Annotated in this window: 14 protein-coding genes; 8 read left to right on the forward strand and 6 right to left on the reverse strand. The window is 66.2% G+C overall.

From position 1 onward, the window contains the following. Positions 1-106: 106 nt before the first annotated feature. Together ACQ3DC_RS10835 and ACQ3DC_RS10840 are read right to left on the reverse strand one after the other, a co-directional pair. A complete protein-coding gene (locus ACQ3DC_RS10835) occupies positions 107-1,240 on the reverse strand; it encodes an ABC transporter permease (RefSeq protein ID WP_430752214.1) in 1,134 nt (377 codons plus the stop codon). Then, on the reverse strand, positions 1,237-2,202 hold the full coding sequence (locus ACQ3DC_RS10840; RefSeq protein ID WP_430752215.1) for an ABC transporter ATP-binding protein: 966 nt from the start codon (positions 2,200-2,202) through the stop codon (positions 1,237-1,239). Before ACQ3DC_RS10840 ends, ACQ3DC_RS10835 begins: the two co-directional genes overlap by 4 nt. A gap of 206 nt (positions 2,203-2,408) precedes the next feature. Here ACQ3DC_RS10840 and ACQ3DC_RS10845 point away from each other — a divergent pair, with 206 nt between their 5' ends. Then, positions 2,409-3,767: an aspartate kinase gene (locus ACQ3DC_RS10845; protein ID WP_157239329.1), complete on the forward strand. Its 1,359-nt coding sequence runs from the start codon at positions 2,409-2,411 to the stop codon at positions 3,765-3,767. Between the two features lie 121 nt (positions 3,768-3,888). Here ACQ3DC_RS10845 and ACQ3DC_RS10850 read toward each other — a convergent pair whose 3' ends face one another. Then, a complete protein-coding gene (locus ACQ3DC_RS10850; RefSeq protein WP_104999594.1) occupies positions 3,889-4,104 on the reverse strand; it encodes a hypothetical protein in 216 nt (71 codons plus the stop codon). 115 nt (positions 4,105-4,219) lie between these two features. Next, entirely contained in the window at positions 4,220-4,462 is a 243-nt protein-coding gene (locus tag ACQ3DC_RS10855) for a hypothetical protein (RefSeq protein WP_157239332.1), read from the reverse strand. Positions 4,463-4,539: 77 nt separating this feature from the next. Between ACQ3DC_RS10855 and ACQ3DC_RS10860 the strand changes: the two genes are divergently transcribed. The 4 genes from ACQ3DC_RS10860 (at position 4,540) to ACQ3DC_RS10875 (ending at position 6,957) form a co-directional block, all read left to right on the forward strand. Beyond that, positions 4,540-5,022: a MarR family winged helix-turn-helix transcriptional regulator gene (locus ACQ3DC_RS10860; RefSeq protein ID WP_157239334.1), complete on the forward strand. Its 483-nt coding sequence runs from the start codon at positions 4,540-4,542 to the stop codon at positions 5,020-5,022. A 96-nt stretch (positions 5,023-5,118) separates the two neighbouring features. After that, positions 5,119-5,694 (forward strand): SSI family serine proteinase inhibitor, encoded by a 576-nt coding sequence (locus tag ACQ3DC_RS10865; RefSeq protein WP_430752271.1) that lies wholly within the window; start codon positions 5,119-5,121, stop codon positions 5,692-5,694. Beyond that, on the forward strand, positions 5,666-6,613 hold the full coding sequence (locus ACQ3DC_RS10870; protein ID WP_430752216.1) for a 3-methyladenine DNA glycosylase: 948 nt from the start codon (positions 5,666-5,668) through the stop codon (positions 6,611-6,613). Before ACQ3DC_RS10865 ends, ACQ3DC_RS10870 begins: the two co-directional genes overlap by 29 nt. Continuing rightward, on the forward strand, positions 6,610-6,957 hold the full coding sequence (locus ACQ3DC_RS10875; RefSeq protein WP_430752217.1) for a serine protease inhibitor: 348 nt from the start codon (positions 6,610-6,612) through the stop codon (positions 6,955-6,957). The genes ACQ3DC_RS10870 and ACQ3DC_RS10875 overlap by 4 nt, the downstream gene beginning before the upstream one ends. A gap of 95 nt (positions 6,958-7,052) precedes the next feature. Here the strand turns inward: ACQ3DC_RS10875 and ACQ3DC_RS10880 are convergent, their stop codons facing one another. Continuing rightward, positions 7,053-10,157, reverse strand: coding sequence for a S8 family serine peptidase (locus ACQ3DC_RS10880; protein WP_430752272.1), 3,105 nt, complete (start codon positions 10,155-10,157; stop codon positions 7,053-7,055). Positions 10,158-10,436: 279 nt separating this feature from the next. After that, positions 10,437-10,622, reverse strand: a complete 186-nt coding sequence (locus ACQ3DC_RS10885; protein ID WP_430752218.1) for a hypothetical protein — start codon at positions 10,620-10,622, stop codon at positions 10,437-10,439. A 270-nt stretch (positions 10,623-10,892) separates the two neighbouring features. Here ACQ3DC_RS10885 and purS point away from each other — a divergent pair, with 270 nt between their 5' ends. The 3 genes from purS to purL are packed head-to-tail and all read left to right on the forward strand — an operon-like array spanning position 10,893 to position 14,237. After that, positions 10,893-11,144, forward strand: coding sequence for a phosphoribosylformylglycinamidine synthase subunit PurS (gene purS / locus ACQ3DC_RS10890; protein ID WP_157239345.1), 252 nt, complete (start codon positions 10,893-10,895; stop codon positions 11,142-11,144). Between the two features lies 1 nt (position 11,145). Continuing rightward, positions 11,146-11,931, forward strand: a complete 786-nt coding sequence (gene purQ, locus ACQ3DC_RS10895) for a phosphoribosylformylglycinamidine synthase subunit PurQ (protein ID WP_157239348.1) — start codon at positions 11,146-11,148, stop codon at positions 11,929-11,931. Further along, positions 11,928-14,237 carry a phosphoribosylformylglycinamidine synthase subunit PurL gene (gene purL, locus ACQ3DC_RS10900; protein WP_430752219.1) on the forward strand — a complete coding sequence of 770 codons (2,310 nt, stop codon included), beginning with the start codon at positions 11,928-11,930 and terminating at the stop codon, positions 14,235-14,237. The genes purQ and purL overlap by 4 nt, the downstream gene beginning before the upstream one ends. Positions 14,238-14,250 lie beyond the last annotated feature (13 nt).

Here is a 14,250-nt window from a genome sequence, read left to right on the forward strand (position 1 = left end):
GGAAGCCCCGCCTTTCCACGGACAGGCCCCAGCCCCGGCTCAGACCGGCGAACGTGCCGGCTGGGTCCTATCGTTGCCCAACACGCCAGAGCTGTCCAGAGCCGGACTAGGCGATGCGCACGCCCCTGGCCAGCTTGTGCGCCGGCGTCCGGAGCGCCCGCCAGCCCAGCCACATCAGCAGGGTGGACAGCACCAGCTGAAGCCCCAGCCCAAGCGGCCACAGCGGTGTCTTCTGCCCCAGGTACGGCGGCTGGACCAGTCCGTTGGCGCACGGGACGGTGCCGTCCGGGCCCGCCATGGCCTGCCGGGCGCCCTGGCTGATTCCTTCGATGGTCCCGACGGAGGCGAAACCCGCCTGCGCCGTGCGGTCGCGGTAGGGGATGGCATCGGCCACCACCACAAAGGGGTTCATGCCCAGCAGCCAGGCAACCCGCTCGGTACGGAGGGCAGGCTGTTCCCGGAGCGGGCCCGAGCAGGTGTACTCCGGCCCAAACGGCCCGGACTCCAGGGGTGCGTACTGGCGGTACTGCGGGTTGTTGGCCATGACGGTGCCCTGGGCCAGGCCTGTGCCAAGCCCGAAGGAAATCAGCGTGCCGAAAACCAGCCCGGCCACCGCCAGGTAAGTCACCACGATGGAGAACAAGGGCCGCCCGGCCAGAGCTGAAATCCCTACGCCCAGGGCGCATACGATACCCACTTCAACGGCCAGCATCAGCAGTGCCACCAGCACGTGTCCCGGCGTCATTCCCCCAAGAGCCACACCGATGACCAGGAACGGCGCGCTGGCCACCAGGAACGCAAGGGCTGCCAGCCAGGCGGCAAAAAACTTTCCCCACAGGATCTGGCCGGGTTCGAGCAGGGTGACCTGCAGGATCGCCAGGGTGCCGCCTGCCCGGTCCCCGGTGATGGCATTGGCAGACAAGGCGGGCGCCACCAGCAATGCGAACAACAAGACAAATGCCAGCACCACTTCAAAGATCATGGAACCCGGGCCGGCTTGCTCCGGCGGAACATAGCCTCCATACGCCCGCTGGGCAGCCTGGGAAGCGTTCCAGCTGGCCCACGTCAGCAGCGTGACCACACCGGTCAGGACAAACCAGATGGCCAGCATGATGTACCAGCCGCGCGAACGCAGGCGCTGCTTCAGTTCCAGGACCACCACATTCCTGATTCCCGCAAGATAGGCGGCTGATGCGCCGCTTCCGGAGGTGTCCTGCCTGTTGTCGGTTGCCTGGCTCACTGCCGCTCCCCCTCGAGGTTCATGTAGGTCTCTTCAAGGGCCCCGCTGGCGGGGGCAAAGGAAATGATTCCGACGCCGGCCAGCACCAGGTCCCGCAGGAGGCGCTCCGCATCGCCGTCGTTATTCAGCACCAGGCTCACGCCCGGACGGCGGCCATCCTCGACGCGGAATGCCATTCCCAGCCCCGTAAGCCCGGCGGCCAGTGCTGCCGGGTCCGATCCGGAAATCGCGTACCGCCGGCCCGCGGCGGCTGCTTCCGCCGTGGTCTGCTGGCGGACTGTGCGGCCGTTGTTGACGAACACTGCGCCGTCGGCGATCTCGTCAAGTTCAGCGAGGACGTGGGATGAGACCACCACGGCCTTGCCCTCCGCCGCCAGCTGCCGCAGCATAGTGCGAAGCTCCACCCGCGAGCCCGGGTCCAGGCCCGAGGCGGGCTCGTCAAGGAGCAGGACGGAAGGGTCGTGGATCAGTGCCCTGGCGAGGCTCAGCCGCTGCTGCTGCCCGCGGGACAACACCCGTGCCGGCTGGTCCGCAAGATCGTCCAGCCGCACCTTTTCCAGCATGGTGGCAACCCGCTGCCCGAGGCCTTCGGCCGGCAGCCGGTAGAAGCGGGCCATCTGGGCCAGGATCTCCCGGGCGGTCAAAGACTCCCACACGCCCAACGTATCGGGCATCCAGCCCAGGCGCCTTCTGACCTGCGCGCGGTGGCGGAGTGGATCCAGGCCCCCCACGCTGATGGTCCCCTCATCCGGCGCCAGCAGCGATGCAAGCATTAGCAGGAGCGTCGTTTTGCCGGCGCCGTTGGGGCCGATCAGGGCGGTCACCTTCCCTGCCGGTGCATGGAAGTCCATGTGCTCGACGGCGCGCACCGCGCCGAAGCTTCGGCTGACACCCCGTGCCGATATTCCGTCGTCGGACACCGGCCCGTCCGAATCTCCCGGTACCTCAGAAATCATTGCCATCTATCTGCACCTGCCCCCACAGTCATTGCATTCTGACGCTCTGAGCCTACGCCGTCGCTGCCCTCCGGGGGCTGCTTAGCCGGCCGGAAATGGTCACAATTCAACCCCCGGCAGCGGGCGGCGATAAACTGTGGGGAGAAGTCGCGCCGACCAGGCGTCAGGCTGCCTGGCCTCCAAACTCCTACCGATCCAGTGAAGGTACGCGCATGAGTACGCCCACTACCGAAGTGCACAACGCAACGCAGCCGCAGGGGCTGCCCACCGGCCGTGCGGTGACAAAGCAGCTCATCGTGCAGAAGTTCGGCGGATCCTCCGTGGCGGACGCGGACGGAATCAAGCGGGTCGCCAAACGCGTGGTGGACGCCCAGGCCGCCGGCAACGAGGTGGTTGTCGTCGTCTCTGCCATGGGTGACACCACGGACGAACTCCTGGACCTTGCCGCCCAGGTGACAGACTCCGCCCCCGCCCGCGAAATGGACATGCTGCTGTCCGCCGGCGAGCGCATCTCCATGGCGCTGCTGGCCATGGCCATCAATAAACTGGGCGCCTCCGCCCAGTCCTTCACCGGTTCCCAGGCCGGCATGATCACTGACGGCATCCACGGCAAGGCCCGGATCATCGATGTGGATCCCCACCGGATCCGGACGGCGCTGGACAAGGGCAACATCGCCATTGTGGCCGGATTCCAGGGCATGAGCCGGGCCACGAACGAGATCACCACCCTCGGCCGGGGCGGGTCAGACACCACCGCGGTGGCGCTGGCGGCGGCCCTCGAGGCGGACGTGTGCGAGATCTACACGGACGTGGATGGCATCTACACCGCCGATCCCCGCGTAGTTCCCTCCGCCCAGAAAATCGAGCGGATCTCCAGTGAGGAAATGCTGGAGCTCGCAGCGTCCGGCGCCAAGATCCTCCACCTGCGATGCGTGGAGTATGCCCGCAGGTTCGGCGTTCCCCTGCACGTCCGTTCCTCATTCAGCCAGCACGAAGGCACCTGGGTCATCCCCAGCGCCGAAGACAAGATCACCACACAAGAGGGAGTTGCCTTGGAGCAGCCAATCATCTCCGGCGTCGCGCACGACCGTTCCGAAGCCAAGGTCACTGTTGTTGGCGTTCCGGACATTCCGGGCAAGGCTGCAGCGATCTTCCAGGTCATCGCCGACGCCCACTCGAACATCGACATGATCGTGCAGAACGTTTCCACCCACGGCACGGGCCGGACGGATATCTCGTTCACGCTCCCCATCGTGGAAGGCGCCGACGCGCTGGCGGCCCTCCATGCGGCGCAGGACCAGATCGGCTTCGAGAGCATCGAGTACAACGAGCAGATCGGCAAGCTGTCGCTCATCGGTGCCGGCATGCGCTCGCACCCCGGCGTCTCGGCAACGTTCTTCAAAGCGCTCTCCGACGCCGGTATCAACATCAACATGATCTCCACCTCCGAGATCCGCATCTCCGTTGTGACCCACGCGGATCTCCTGGACGAGGCTGTGCGCGTCATCCACAAGGCCTTTGACCTGGACAGCGAAAACGAAGCGACGGTCTACGGCGGCACCGGCCGCTAGTACGGCCGGCAAGCCAGGCCCAAGCCGGGCCGCCGGAGGCGCGGGAAAGCCGGGCTCCTTCCGATATTCGGAGGAAGCCCGGCTTTCCTGCGTTTGGGATGCCCCGGCCTGAGCCGGCGGTTCAGCTTTCCTTCTCGAGGTCTTCCCGGCGCACAGCGTAGTGATGGCCGGTCGAATCGGTTTCCACGACGAAGTGCGAGAGGTCCTCCTCCGAGGCTTGTTCGAAAGCGTCATGCTTGTGGACCACAGGCGTATCCGGGTCCAGCCGCGTGGCCGGGCCAAAGACGAACCGCAGCCTCTCGGTGAGATTCATGAAACCACTGAGTACATGTGCCACTGTTTCCACCCCCTTCCCGGACATCGGGGAAAGCGCTCCTGCCGGCAGGAGCCAGTGCCCTTATTTTATGCCTGCGGGCCGGAAAAGGCTCCCGGCCAGGACAGCTTTGCCGGGGTCAGCGGAGGGATTTGTCCTCTGGATTCCTGGGGACCACGTAGGTGCTGCCGTCCGGCCGCTTCACGGTCTCCCACTGCTGGGTCTCAGCCTCCCGCTGGGCCAGCAGCCTGCGGTTTTCATCCGTCATGGCGTGGCCCAGGGATGAGCGGTTGGCGGGGCCGAAGATGGCCCGGAGCCTGCCGGTGGCCCGCATGAAGCGCTGCGAAGCGTTTTCCTTGCCTGCTGAGTTGCCCTTACCCATGAAACTGGCTCCTTACCTGACATGCCTACCGCTGAAAGTGTACGCTAATGATTAGTGCACTAACAATCGGAGGATCCATGACAACGGCAACGGGCAGTGACCAGGGGCAGGACGAGGACCTGCTCCTGGAACACCAGTTGTGTTTCGCCCTGACGGTGGCGGCGCGAAGCGTTGTGGGCGCCTACCGGCCGGTGCTGGAGAAGCTGAACCTGACCCACCCCCAGTACCTGGTGATGCTGTGCCTGTGGGAAGCGAGCCCCCGGACTGTCCGGAATATCAGCGAGGCCCTCGCCCAGGAACCGGCCACCATCTCCCCGCTCCTCCGCAGGCTTGAGGCCGCGGGCCTGATTACGCGACGGCGGGCAGACGGAAATGAGCGCGCCCTTGCCGTCGAGTTGACCCCCGAAGGCGCCGCGCTCCGGCAGGAGGCGCTTAATGTTCCCGGGACCATGATGGAACGGCTGGGGTTGAGCAGGGACCAGGTCGGCGAACTGCATGCGGCCATGATGGGGCTCATTGCGGCCACCTCCAACACCGGCCAGATGCAGGACCGGCAGTAGAATAGCGGCATGAAGGGAAGGCCGCGATCCCCGGGCAGGACGCCCACGAGCATGATGTCCAGCACGATGATCTCCACAGGGGCGAGGCCCGCAGGAATGTTCTCCACCCGCAGAATTCAGGTCCAGTCGCTTGCCTTGCTCTTGGCAGCGGCGCTGCTCCCGGCCTGTTCCCCGGGCCAGGGCGGCAGCACCCCGACCGGCGGACCCTCCGCATCTCCCTCTTCCTCCGCCACCAGTTCCCCGCAGCCGTCCGGCAGCCCGTCTGCCGACGCCGAGACCTCCGTCCCTGCCCCGGCTCCCGAGCCTTCGCCGGCGCCGTCAGGACCGGGCAAGGGTAACGCCGAACTTGCCATCATCGTCGTTCCAGCCGAGGGGGAACCGGAGATCAGCTACACCCTGGTCTGCGCCGACGGTGTCCCTGCTGCTGAAAGCGTCCACCCGGCCGCTGATGCGGCCTGCGCTGCGCTGAAGGAAAACGCCGTGCTGTTAAGCCCCTCCGCTCCGGCAACGGACCAGGCCTGCACTGAACAGTACGGCGGCCCGCAGAAAGCCACCGTGACTGGTGTTGTGGACGGCGTGCCGGTAGACGCTGCCTTCTCCCGCACCAACGGATGCGAAATCAGCGCCTGGGACGCTGCGAAGGATGTCCTGGGTGCCGCCGGTGGAGCTTAAGCTTCTGGCGGCGGATGTTTGGCGGCCGCTGGAGGAGGCCCACCACCAGCGCGTCAGCCGCTACGCCGACCCCTACCTTGCCCGCAGGTCTGCGGGCAAGAAGCACCCGGTGGAAGACTTCCTGTTCACCTACTACACCCAGAAACCGGGCCAGCTGCGGCGCTGGCACCCCGGCGCCGGGTACGTCCTGGCGGGCAGGGCAGCGGCCGCACGTACGGCCTGGAAGCACTACAGGACGCTCGACGACGGCGAGCTTGCCTTCCTGGGGCTGCCGGAAGGAAGCACCGCGGTCACCTTTGACCGGGACGCTTTTCTTGCCGAACGCAGCGAGGCTGTTGCCTTTGCCGGCATCATCGTGCGGGGGACCGCCGCACGCCCGGCCCAGTTCGGCTGCTTTGGCCTGCACGAATGGGCGATGGTCTACCGCCAGGACAAGTTCGACCTGCGCCATGAATACCTCCAGCTGCGGCTGGGTTCGGCAGGCACTGACAAGGTGGTGGAGGACAACAGGATCCGCTGCACGCACTTCGATGCCTTCCGCTTTTATACGCCGGACGCCGTTCCGCTGAATGAGTTTGCGCCGAGCCGGGACAGCCAGCGCCACCAGGAACAGCCGGGCTGCCTCCACGCCAACATGGACCTGTACAAGTGGGCCTACAAGCTGCTGCCGGCCCTGTCCAGCGAACTGGTGATGGAATGCTTCGAGCTGTCCTGGCGGATCCGCGCCATGGACATGCAGGCTTCTCCCTACGACCTGGCGGAGTGGGGCTATCCGGCCATTCCCATCGAGACGCCCCAGGGAAAGGCAGCCTACGTGGAGCACCAGCGCTCCTTCGCCACCGAGGCAGCAGCCCTACGCGAGAGGCTGGCCGTTGCGCTGGACGCACTGTCCCCGACCGCTCCCGGCGTGACCGCATGATCGATCTCACTGTCAGGCTCAAGGAGGATCCGGCCGCCGTCGAGCACGTATTTCGGCTCATAGCCGACGACGGACGTAACCAGCCCGGGAGCACGCTGCCGGACCCCGAAGCTGCCCTCGCAGCCGTGGAGAAGTACGGCGAGGACATCTTTTTTCCCAAGCCCGGACCACCACGCTTGTGCACGCAGCAGTATGGCGGGCCGCAGGTGGCCGTGGTCACTGGAATTTTCCATGGCCGCCCTGTCAGTTCCATTTTCAGGCGGACGGACGGCTGCGAAATCGCGCGCTGGAACGCGATGGCACCGCTGCTGGGCAGTGCCGGCGGGGCATGGGGCAACACCTAGGACCCCGATGCGGCACGGCCCTTCACACAAAGCAGGATCCCCGGACGGTTCGACCGCCCGGGGATCCTGTTTTTCCTTACAAGAAGGGGAGGTTCCTATGACGCTGGTACTGCGTCCGCGACCGCGACCTGCGGAGCCCCTGCCGGGGCAGTGGGCGCGGCGCCCACCTGGACGTTGACCCACGTCCTGATGCCGTTCCCGCCCAGGCTGAGCCGCGAAACGTAGGCACCTGCGGACAGGCCGGTCCAGGAAAGCGTGGCGGAGGTGGCGGTGCCGTTCGGGGCCACGATCGGATTCGGGTCCACCGCGAGGTTGCCGGCATCGCCCGCGAAGGTCACTGCCTGGACGGAAGCGGTGGCCGGTCCATTGTCCGGCGTGGAGTACAGGTTGGCCACCACGTAGTACGTGCCCGCACGGGGCGATTCAAGGTCCAAAAACTCGCTGGCCGAAGCTGTCGCCACCTGGGTGGCCGTCAGGCCGCCCGAAGCATTCGGTGCGTAGACCACCATGTCCCAGTCGACGTCGTCCGATTGCGCCTGGACGCCCAGGCGGGCGAAAGAGGCTCCCTCCGGGACTGCCACCTGAAGCAGCGCGTTGTGGGCGTCGTTCCGGGGGGCGTACGCGCCGGGAGTCTTGGAAATGGCCGTTTGGCTCAGCGGAGCAAGCCCTTCCACCCCGACGTTGATCGGGCTGTCCGAACCGGACACCAGTTCCATCGTGCCGGTCCCGCTGCCGGAAGCGGAGCTGAAAGAGAAGGACGGGGCGATCTGTGCATCAACAGGCCGGATTGCGATGGGAGAGCTCACGGTACGCGGGCCCTTCCAGGTCAGGGTGCCGCTGCTGAACTTGCCCACCGGAGCGCTGACGTTCCGGATGGTCAGCGTGACATCGCGGGTCTGGCCGGCCTTGGCGAAGTTCAGTGCGTTCGGCTCAACCTGGACGTTGAATCCCGGCATGTTGACTTCCGGGCGGTAGATTCCTGGAACCAGGGCAGTGAGCTGTCGCTTGACCTGTACTTCCCCAACCAGGCTGCCGAGCGCGATCGACGGAACGTTCAGGTCGCGGGCCGCAATGGAGCCGGCCTGCGGAGCACCGGTGTCCACGCCCTGGCCGTTAAGGAAGCCGAGCCAGTCCTTGATGCCTGAGTTGTAGACCAGGCCCGGATCCAGGACCCGGGTGGAGTCGATGTGGCCGGCGCCGCCCTGGAACGGATCCGTATTGGGCGTACCGTCGGCTTTCACCAGCGGGTAAGCGGTGGTCATCATGGCCGATTTGACCATCGCGGGCGTCCATTTGGGCTGCTTGCTGAGCACCAGGGCGCCGAATCCGGCGATGTGCGGCGCAGCCATGGAGGTTCCGGACATAAAGCCGAACTGGTCACCGTTGTTGCCGATAGTGGAGACGCCGGCAAGGACGTTCACGCCGGGAGCCGCAATGTCCGGCTTCAGCAGGTCACCGCCGGCGGCGAGGGTAGGTCCACGGGAGGAGAACCCGGCGATCTGGGGCGCAGGCGCCGCCGGCAGGCCCGTGAGGTCGCCCTTGACGAGGCTGACTGTCAAGGCGGGGTTGGACTCCAGCTTGGCTTTCAGTTCCAGGCTCTTGGGTGCGTTGACATGAACGGTGGGGAGCACATGGTTGTCCGCATCCTCGGAGCTGCTGGTGAGGTTCACCAGGATCATGCCGACGCCGCCCTTGTCCTGGACTTCCTGGCTCTTGGCCGTCCGGTCCACCACGCCGCGGTCGCAGACCACCACTTTGCCTGCAACCTTGGCCGCGTCGAGGGAGCCCGGGGCGCACAGGTTGGCGTTGGTGGCTCCGGCTGCTGCCGCGGCCGAGGCGACGATAACCGCTTTGTCCGCAACCTCGGATTTCATGATCGAAGCTCCGCGGTAGAGCGAGCCGTCCGAGACCTTGACGGTGCCCAGCAGGTCACTGGGGAATGTGGATGCGGCAACCGTGGTCAGCCAGGGTGAGGCGTGGTTGACCGTGGACACCGTGGGCCCGGAGTTGCCGGCTGATGCGGACACGAAGACGCCTGCAGCGGCAGCATTGAGGAACGCCAACGCGACGGGATCGGTAGTGTTGTTGTTGTTGCCGGAAATGGAGTAGTTCAGGACATCCACGCCGTCTTTGATTGCGGCCTCCACCGCCTCCACGGAAGCGGAGGAATAGCAGCCGCCGGTGTCCGGGTTGGTGTCCTCCCAGCAGACTTTGTATACCGAGACCTTCGCGGCGGGGGCAACGCCGGAGCTCCTGCCGAAGTTTGCGCCGTCAATCACCTGCTCCACATTCGCGTTACCCGCAGCGGTGGTGGCCGTGTGGGTTCCGTGGCTTCCGACGTCGACCGGGGAGATGAGTTCCTCCGGGGCCCGGTTCTGCGGGGCTACGTATTGCAGGAACGAATCGGCGAAGTACCTCGCGCCAACGACCTTGGAGTTGCACAGGGAGCCGTCGAACGACGCTCCGGTGCCCTGGCCCTTTTGGCATTCACCCTCGAAGGTGGTGCCGTCAGCCTTGAGCATGGCGATCCGGCCTTCCGCGGTGCGGTACGGTACGCCCACCTGGGCCGGGCCGCTCAGGGGCTGGACCGGTTCGCCGTGGAGGAACGGGTTGTCCGGTGCATAGCCCGAGTCGATGACGCCAACCACCACGCCCTTGCCGGCGTTGGCTTCGCCGCCGAACTGCTTGGCCCAGACGCCGTCGGGGCCCGTCAGCTTGAGGAAGTCGGTGGTGGTGTAGTCCGGAGCGTTTTCCACGTCGGGCGCAACCACCATCACGCGCTCATCCTTGGAAAGTTCCATGGCCTGGGCGGCAGTAAGCTCGGCGGTGAAGCCGTTCAGGGCGGCCGTGTACTGCTTTCCCGGGGTCACCCCCTGGCTTGCCGCCACCTCCCGCTGCTGCTTGCGCAGGTGTGCGTCATAGGCCCTGTAGCTGGCGCTGCCGGAGTCCAGCTTCCGCCCGTTATCGGGCTTAGTTGCGCCCAGCCCGGGGGTGCCGCCCTCGTAGGCGGCGGCCGCTGCTTCCGCCAGGACCACAATGTAGCGGCCGTCCTTGAATTCGGCAGGTGCAGTTTCCTTGGCAGCGACTGCCTGATCCAGCCCGGCAGGCGCCGCGGTGGCGGGACTGATGGCCATCGAGGTGAGGAGAAGCGGCAAGCCCACGGCAAGCGCCGCTGCCTTCCGGAATCCCCCGCCCCGGATGGGGCTCTTTCCAGTAGATCTCACGTGCAAACCTTTCACGATGTACCGGCCCAGCCACGGTTGGGGGCCCGAAACGACTGACTTGGCACACGGAATTACAGATCTTGTCATTCCATGAGACCATTCGATTCAAAGAGTACAGAGTGATAGCTGAATATGACATAGGACACAAAACCAATATTTTGGCCAGTCACACGGGAGACAGGAGACTGCGGCGGAGCATCAAAAAGGGCGCCCCGAAGACGCCCTTACAAGTTCTCAGATGGCAAACGCCTCCCGCTACTGGCGCGGGGTGCGGACCACCTCACTGATCCACTGCCTGGTCTTTTCATCCACGGGACCTGCCACCCGGTTCTCCCGGGCGAACCGGTCAGCCTTGACCTTCTGGAGCACCATCCGGCCCAGCCCGGCGAACACTGCTGCGGCAACCACTGGCAACAGCAGGGATTTCGAATTCTCAGCCATCCAGCAATCCTAGTGACGCAGGACGCACAACTCCAGAACTCCCGCCGATACCTGTAGTCACGCCGAAATCAACCCCGGAACCACCGTCAATCGCCCGAATACAGGGTGGGGCGCTGCGGCCGGTAGAATGGGCTAGCAAGCTCGCGGAGCGCCCGTCCACAAGGTCTAGGAAACAGTGCCTGGCACAGCATGTCCCAGACACCCCGGTACGGCGTGAGACGGCACCACTCCGCTGCGCCCTTACCCAAGCTCACGCACAGGAGTTACCGGATGCCCCGGATCGTTGTTGACGTCATGCCCAAGCCCGAGATTCTGGACCCGCAGGGGAAGGCGATCGTCGGCGCTCTCCCCCGTCTGGGCTTCACCAGCTTCAGCGCTGTCCGCCAGGGCAAGCGGTTCGAACTGACCGTCGACGGCGAGGTGACCGAGGAAATCCTGGCCCAGGCACGCAATGCCGCAGAGACCCTCCTGTCCAACCCCGTCATCGAGGACGTCGTCAACGTCGAGGTCGTCGAGGCCTGACATGACTGAACTTCCCCTGATCGGCGGCGCAACCGCCGTCGCCGCAGATGCGCGCCTCGCGGACGCGAAGATCGGCGTCGTCACCTTCCCGGGAACGCTCGATGACCGCGACGCTGCCCGCGCAATCCGCCTGGCCGGCGGCACCGCCGTCGAACTCTGGCATGGCGACTCCCAGCTTGGTGACGTGGACGCCGTGGTGATTCCCGGCGGTTTCTCCTACGGCGACTACCTCCGCGCCGGCGCCATTGCCCGCTTCGCGCCGCTGATGTCCAAAATCATCGACGCCGCCAACTCCGACGCCAAGCTGCCGGTCCTCGGCATCTGCAACGGCTTCCAGATCCTCACCGAGTCGCACCTGCTGCCCGGCTCGATGATCAAGAACGACCACCTGAAGTTCCTCTGCCGCGACCAGGTGCTGCGCGTCGAGAACAGCAACACCGCGTGGACCCTGGACTACGAAGCGGGCCAGGAGATCACCATTCCGCTCAAGAACCAGGATGGCCAGTACATCGCGGACGAAAAGACCCTGGACGCCCTTGAGGCTGAGGGCCGCGTGGTGTTCCGCTATGTGGGCTTCAACCCGAACGGCTCCCGCCGCGACATCGCCGGCATCTCCAACGCCGCCGGCAACGTGGTGGGCCTCATGCCGCACCCCGAGCACGCCGTGGAGGTCGGCTTCGGCCCCGAGACTGTTGTGTCCCGTGAGACGGGTATCGCCGGGTCCGACACCGACGGCCTCGGTTTCTTCACCTCCGTCCTGAACAAGATTGTGGGAGGCGACAAGTGACCACGGAAACCACCAAGAAGTTCAACATCGACACGGTCGAGCACGCCGCGAAGACGCCGGACACGGAACTGCCCTGGGCCGAGCTGGGCCTGAAGCAGAACGAGTTCGACGAGATCGTCAAGGTCCTGGGCCGCCGCCCCACCGGCGCGGAACTGGCCATGTACTCCGTCATGTGGAGCGAGCACTGCTCCTACAAGTCCTCCAAGAACCACCTGCGCCAGTTCGGCCAGAAGGTCACCGAGGAAATGAAGAAGGACATGCTGGTGGGCATCGGCGAAAACGCCGGCGTGACCAACCTTGGGGACGGCTGGGCCGTGACCTTCAAGATCGAATCGCACAACTCGCCGTCGTTCGTTGAGCCCTACCAGGGCGCAGCCACCGGCATTGGCGGCATTGTCCGGGACATCATCTCCATGGGTGCCCGCCCCGTGGCCGTCATGGACCCGCTGCGCTTCGGCGCCATCGACCACCCGGACACCGCCCGCGTCATGCATGGTGCAGTGGCCGGCATCGGCGGCTACGGCAACTCCCTGGGCCTGCCCAACATCGGCGGCGAAATGGTGTTCGACTCCGTCTACCAGGGCAACCCGCTGGTCAACGCCCTGGCCGTCGGCGTCATGCGGCACGAGGACATCCGCCTGGCCAACGCCTCCGGCAAGGGCAACAAGGTGGTCCTGTTCGGTGCGCGCACCGGCGGCGACGGCATCGGCGGCGCCTCGGTGCTGGCCTCCGAGTCCTTCGACGACACCAAGCCCTCCAAGCGCCCCGCAGTGCAGGTGGGCGACCCGTTCGCCGAGAAGGTCCTCATCGAATGCTGCCTGGAGCTCTTCAAGGGGTCGCTTGTGGAAGGCATCCAGGACCTTGGCGCCGCGGGCATCTCCTGCGCCACGTCCGAGCTGGCCTCCAACGGCGACGGCGGCATGCAGGTTGAGCTGACCTCCGTCCTGCTGCGCGACCCCACGCTGACCCCGGGCGAGATCCTGATGTCCGAGTCGCAGGAACGCATGATGGCCGTGGTCACGCCCGAGAACGTGAAGGCGTTCGAGGCCGTGATGGACAAGTGGGCCGTGGAGTACTCCTGGCTGGGCGAGGTGACCGATACCGGCCGCCTGATCATCACCTGGGAAGGCGAGGTGATTGTCGACGTCGATCCCCGCACCGTGGCGCACGACGGCCCGGTCTACGACCGCCCGTTCGCCCGCCCCGAGTGGCAGGACGCCGTGCAGGCGGACACCTTCACCGGTTCCGTTCAGGACGCCGGACGGCCCGCTGCCCCCGCTGATCTGGCCGCGGCCGTCACCGAACTGGTGGCGTCCCCGAACATGTGCTCCAAGTCCTGGATCACCAACCAGTACGACCGCTACGTGGGCGGCAACACCTCCATGGCGTTCCCCGACGACGCCGGCGTGGTCCGCGTGGATGAGGAAACCGGACTGGGCGTTGCCCTGGCCACCGACGCCAACGGCCGCTACACCTACCTGGACCCGTACCACGGCGCGCAGCTGGCACTGGCTGAGGCCTACCGCAACGTGGCCACCGCCGGCGCCGTCCCGATGGCTGTCAGCGACTGCCTGAACTTCGGTTCCCCCGAGGACCCGGATGTCATGTGGCAGCTCGCCGAAGCCATCCGCGGCCTGTCCGACGCCTGCATGGTGCTGGGCATCCCGGTCACCGGCGGCAACGTCTCCCTGTACAACCAGACGGGCACCACGCCCATCCACCCCTCCCCCGTGGTGGCGGTCCTGGGCAAGCTCGACGACGTCGCCCGCCGCACGCCGTCGGGCTGGCGTGAGGACGGCCAGGCGATCTACCTGCTGGGCACCACGGGCGCGGAACTGGACGGTTCAGAATGGGCCAACATGCGCGGACACCTGGGCGGCCAGCCGCCGAAGGTGGACCTCGAGGCCGAACGCGCCCTGGGCGAGATCCTGATCAACGCGTCCCGCGACGGCATGATCGACTCCGCGCACGACCTCTCCGAGGGCGGCCTCGCGGCTGCCCTGGTGGAGTCCTCGCTGCGCTACGGCGTGGGTGCCCGGATTGCCCTGCAGGACGTCATGGACCGGGACGGCGTGGACCTGTTCACGGCCCTGTTCTCCGAGTCCCAGGGCCGCGCCGTTGTGGGCGTCCCGCGCTCCGAGGAAGTCCGCTTCACGGACATGTGCACCGCCCGCGGCTTCGCCCACACGCGTATCGGCGTGGTGGATGCGGCCAGCGGCACCCTGGAGATCAACGGCGTGGAGTCCCTGTCCCTGGACGCCCTCCGTGAAGCCCACGAGGGGACCCTGCCGAAGTACTTCGGCTGACCCTCCCCTCCGA

The organism is Paenarthrobacter sp. NEAU-H11, from assembly GCF_050573415.1.
In the GTDB taxonomy this organism is placed as follows: Bacteria; Actinomycetota; Actinomycetes; order Actinomycetales; family Micrococcaceae; genus Arthrobacter.

What these genes read in the sequence shown, in the direction of transcription:
- ACQ3DC_RS10865 (WP_430752271.1), top strand. Translation starts at nt 5,119, where the DNA reads ATGTTCTCCACCCGCAGAATTCAGGTCCAGTCGCTTGCCTTGCTCTTG.
- ACQ3DC_RS10870 (WP_430752216.1), top strand. Translation starts at nt 5,666, where the DNA reads ATGTCCTGGGTGCCGCCGGTGGAGCTTAAGCTTCTGGCGGCGGATGTT.
- ACQ3DC_RS10885 (WP_430752218.1), bottom strand. Translation starts at nt 10,622, where the DNA reads ATGGCTGAGAATTCGAAATCCCTGCTGTTGCCAGTGGTTGCCGCAGCA.
- ACQ3DC_RS10860 (WP_157239334.1), top strand. Translation starts at nt 4,540, where the DNA reads ATGACAACGGCAACGGGCAGTGACCAGGGGCAGGACGAGGACCTGCTC.
- ACQ3DC_RS10855 (WP_157239332.1), bottom strand. Translation starts at nt 4,462, where the DNA reads ATGGGTAAGGGCAACTCAGCAGGCAAGGAAAACGCTTCGCAGCGCTTC.
- ACQ3DC_RS10875 (WP_430752217.1), top strand. Translation starts at nt 6,610, where the DNA reads ATGATCGATCTCACTGTCAGGCTCAAGGAGGATCCGGCCGCCGTCGAG.
- purQ (WP_157239348.1), top strand. Translation starts at nt 11,146, where the DNA reads ATGACTGAACTTCCCCTGATCGGCGGCGCAACCGCCGTCGCCGCAGAT.
- ACQ3DC_RS10845 (WP_157239329.1), top strand. Translation starts at nt 2,409, where the DNA reads ATGAGTACGCCCACTACCGAAGTGCACAACGCAACGCAGCCGCAGGGG.
- purS (WP_157239345.1), top strand. Translation starts at nt 10,893, where the DNA reads ATGCCCCGGATCGTTGTTGACGTCATGCCCAAGCCCGAGATTCTGGAC.
- ACQ3DC_RS10840 (WP_430752215.1), bottom strand. Translation starts at nt 2,202, where the DNA reads ATGGCAATGATTTCTGAGGTACCGGGAGATTCGGACGGGCCGGTGTCC.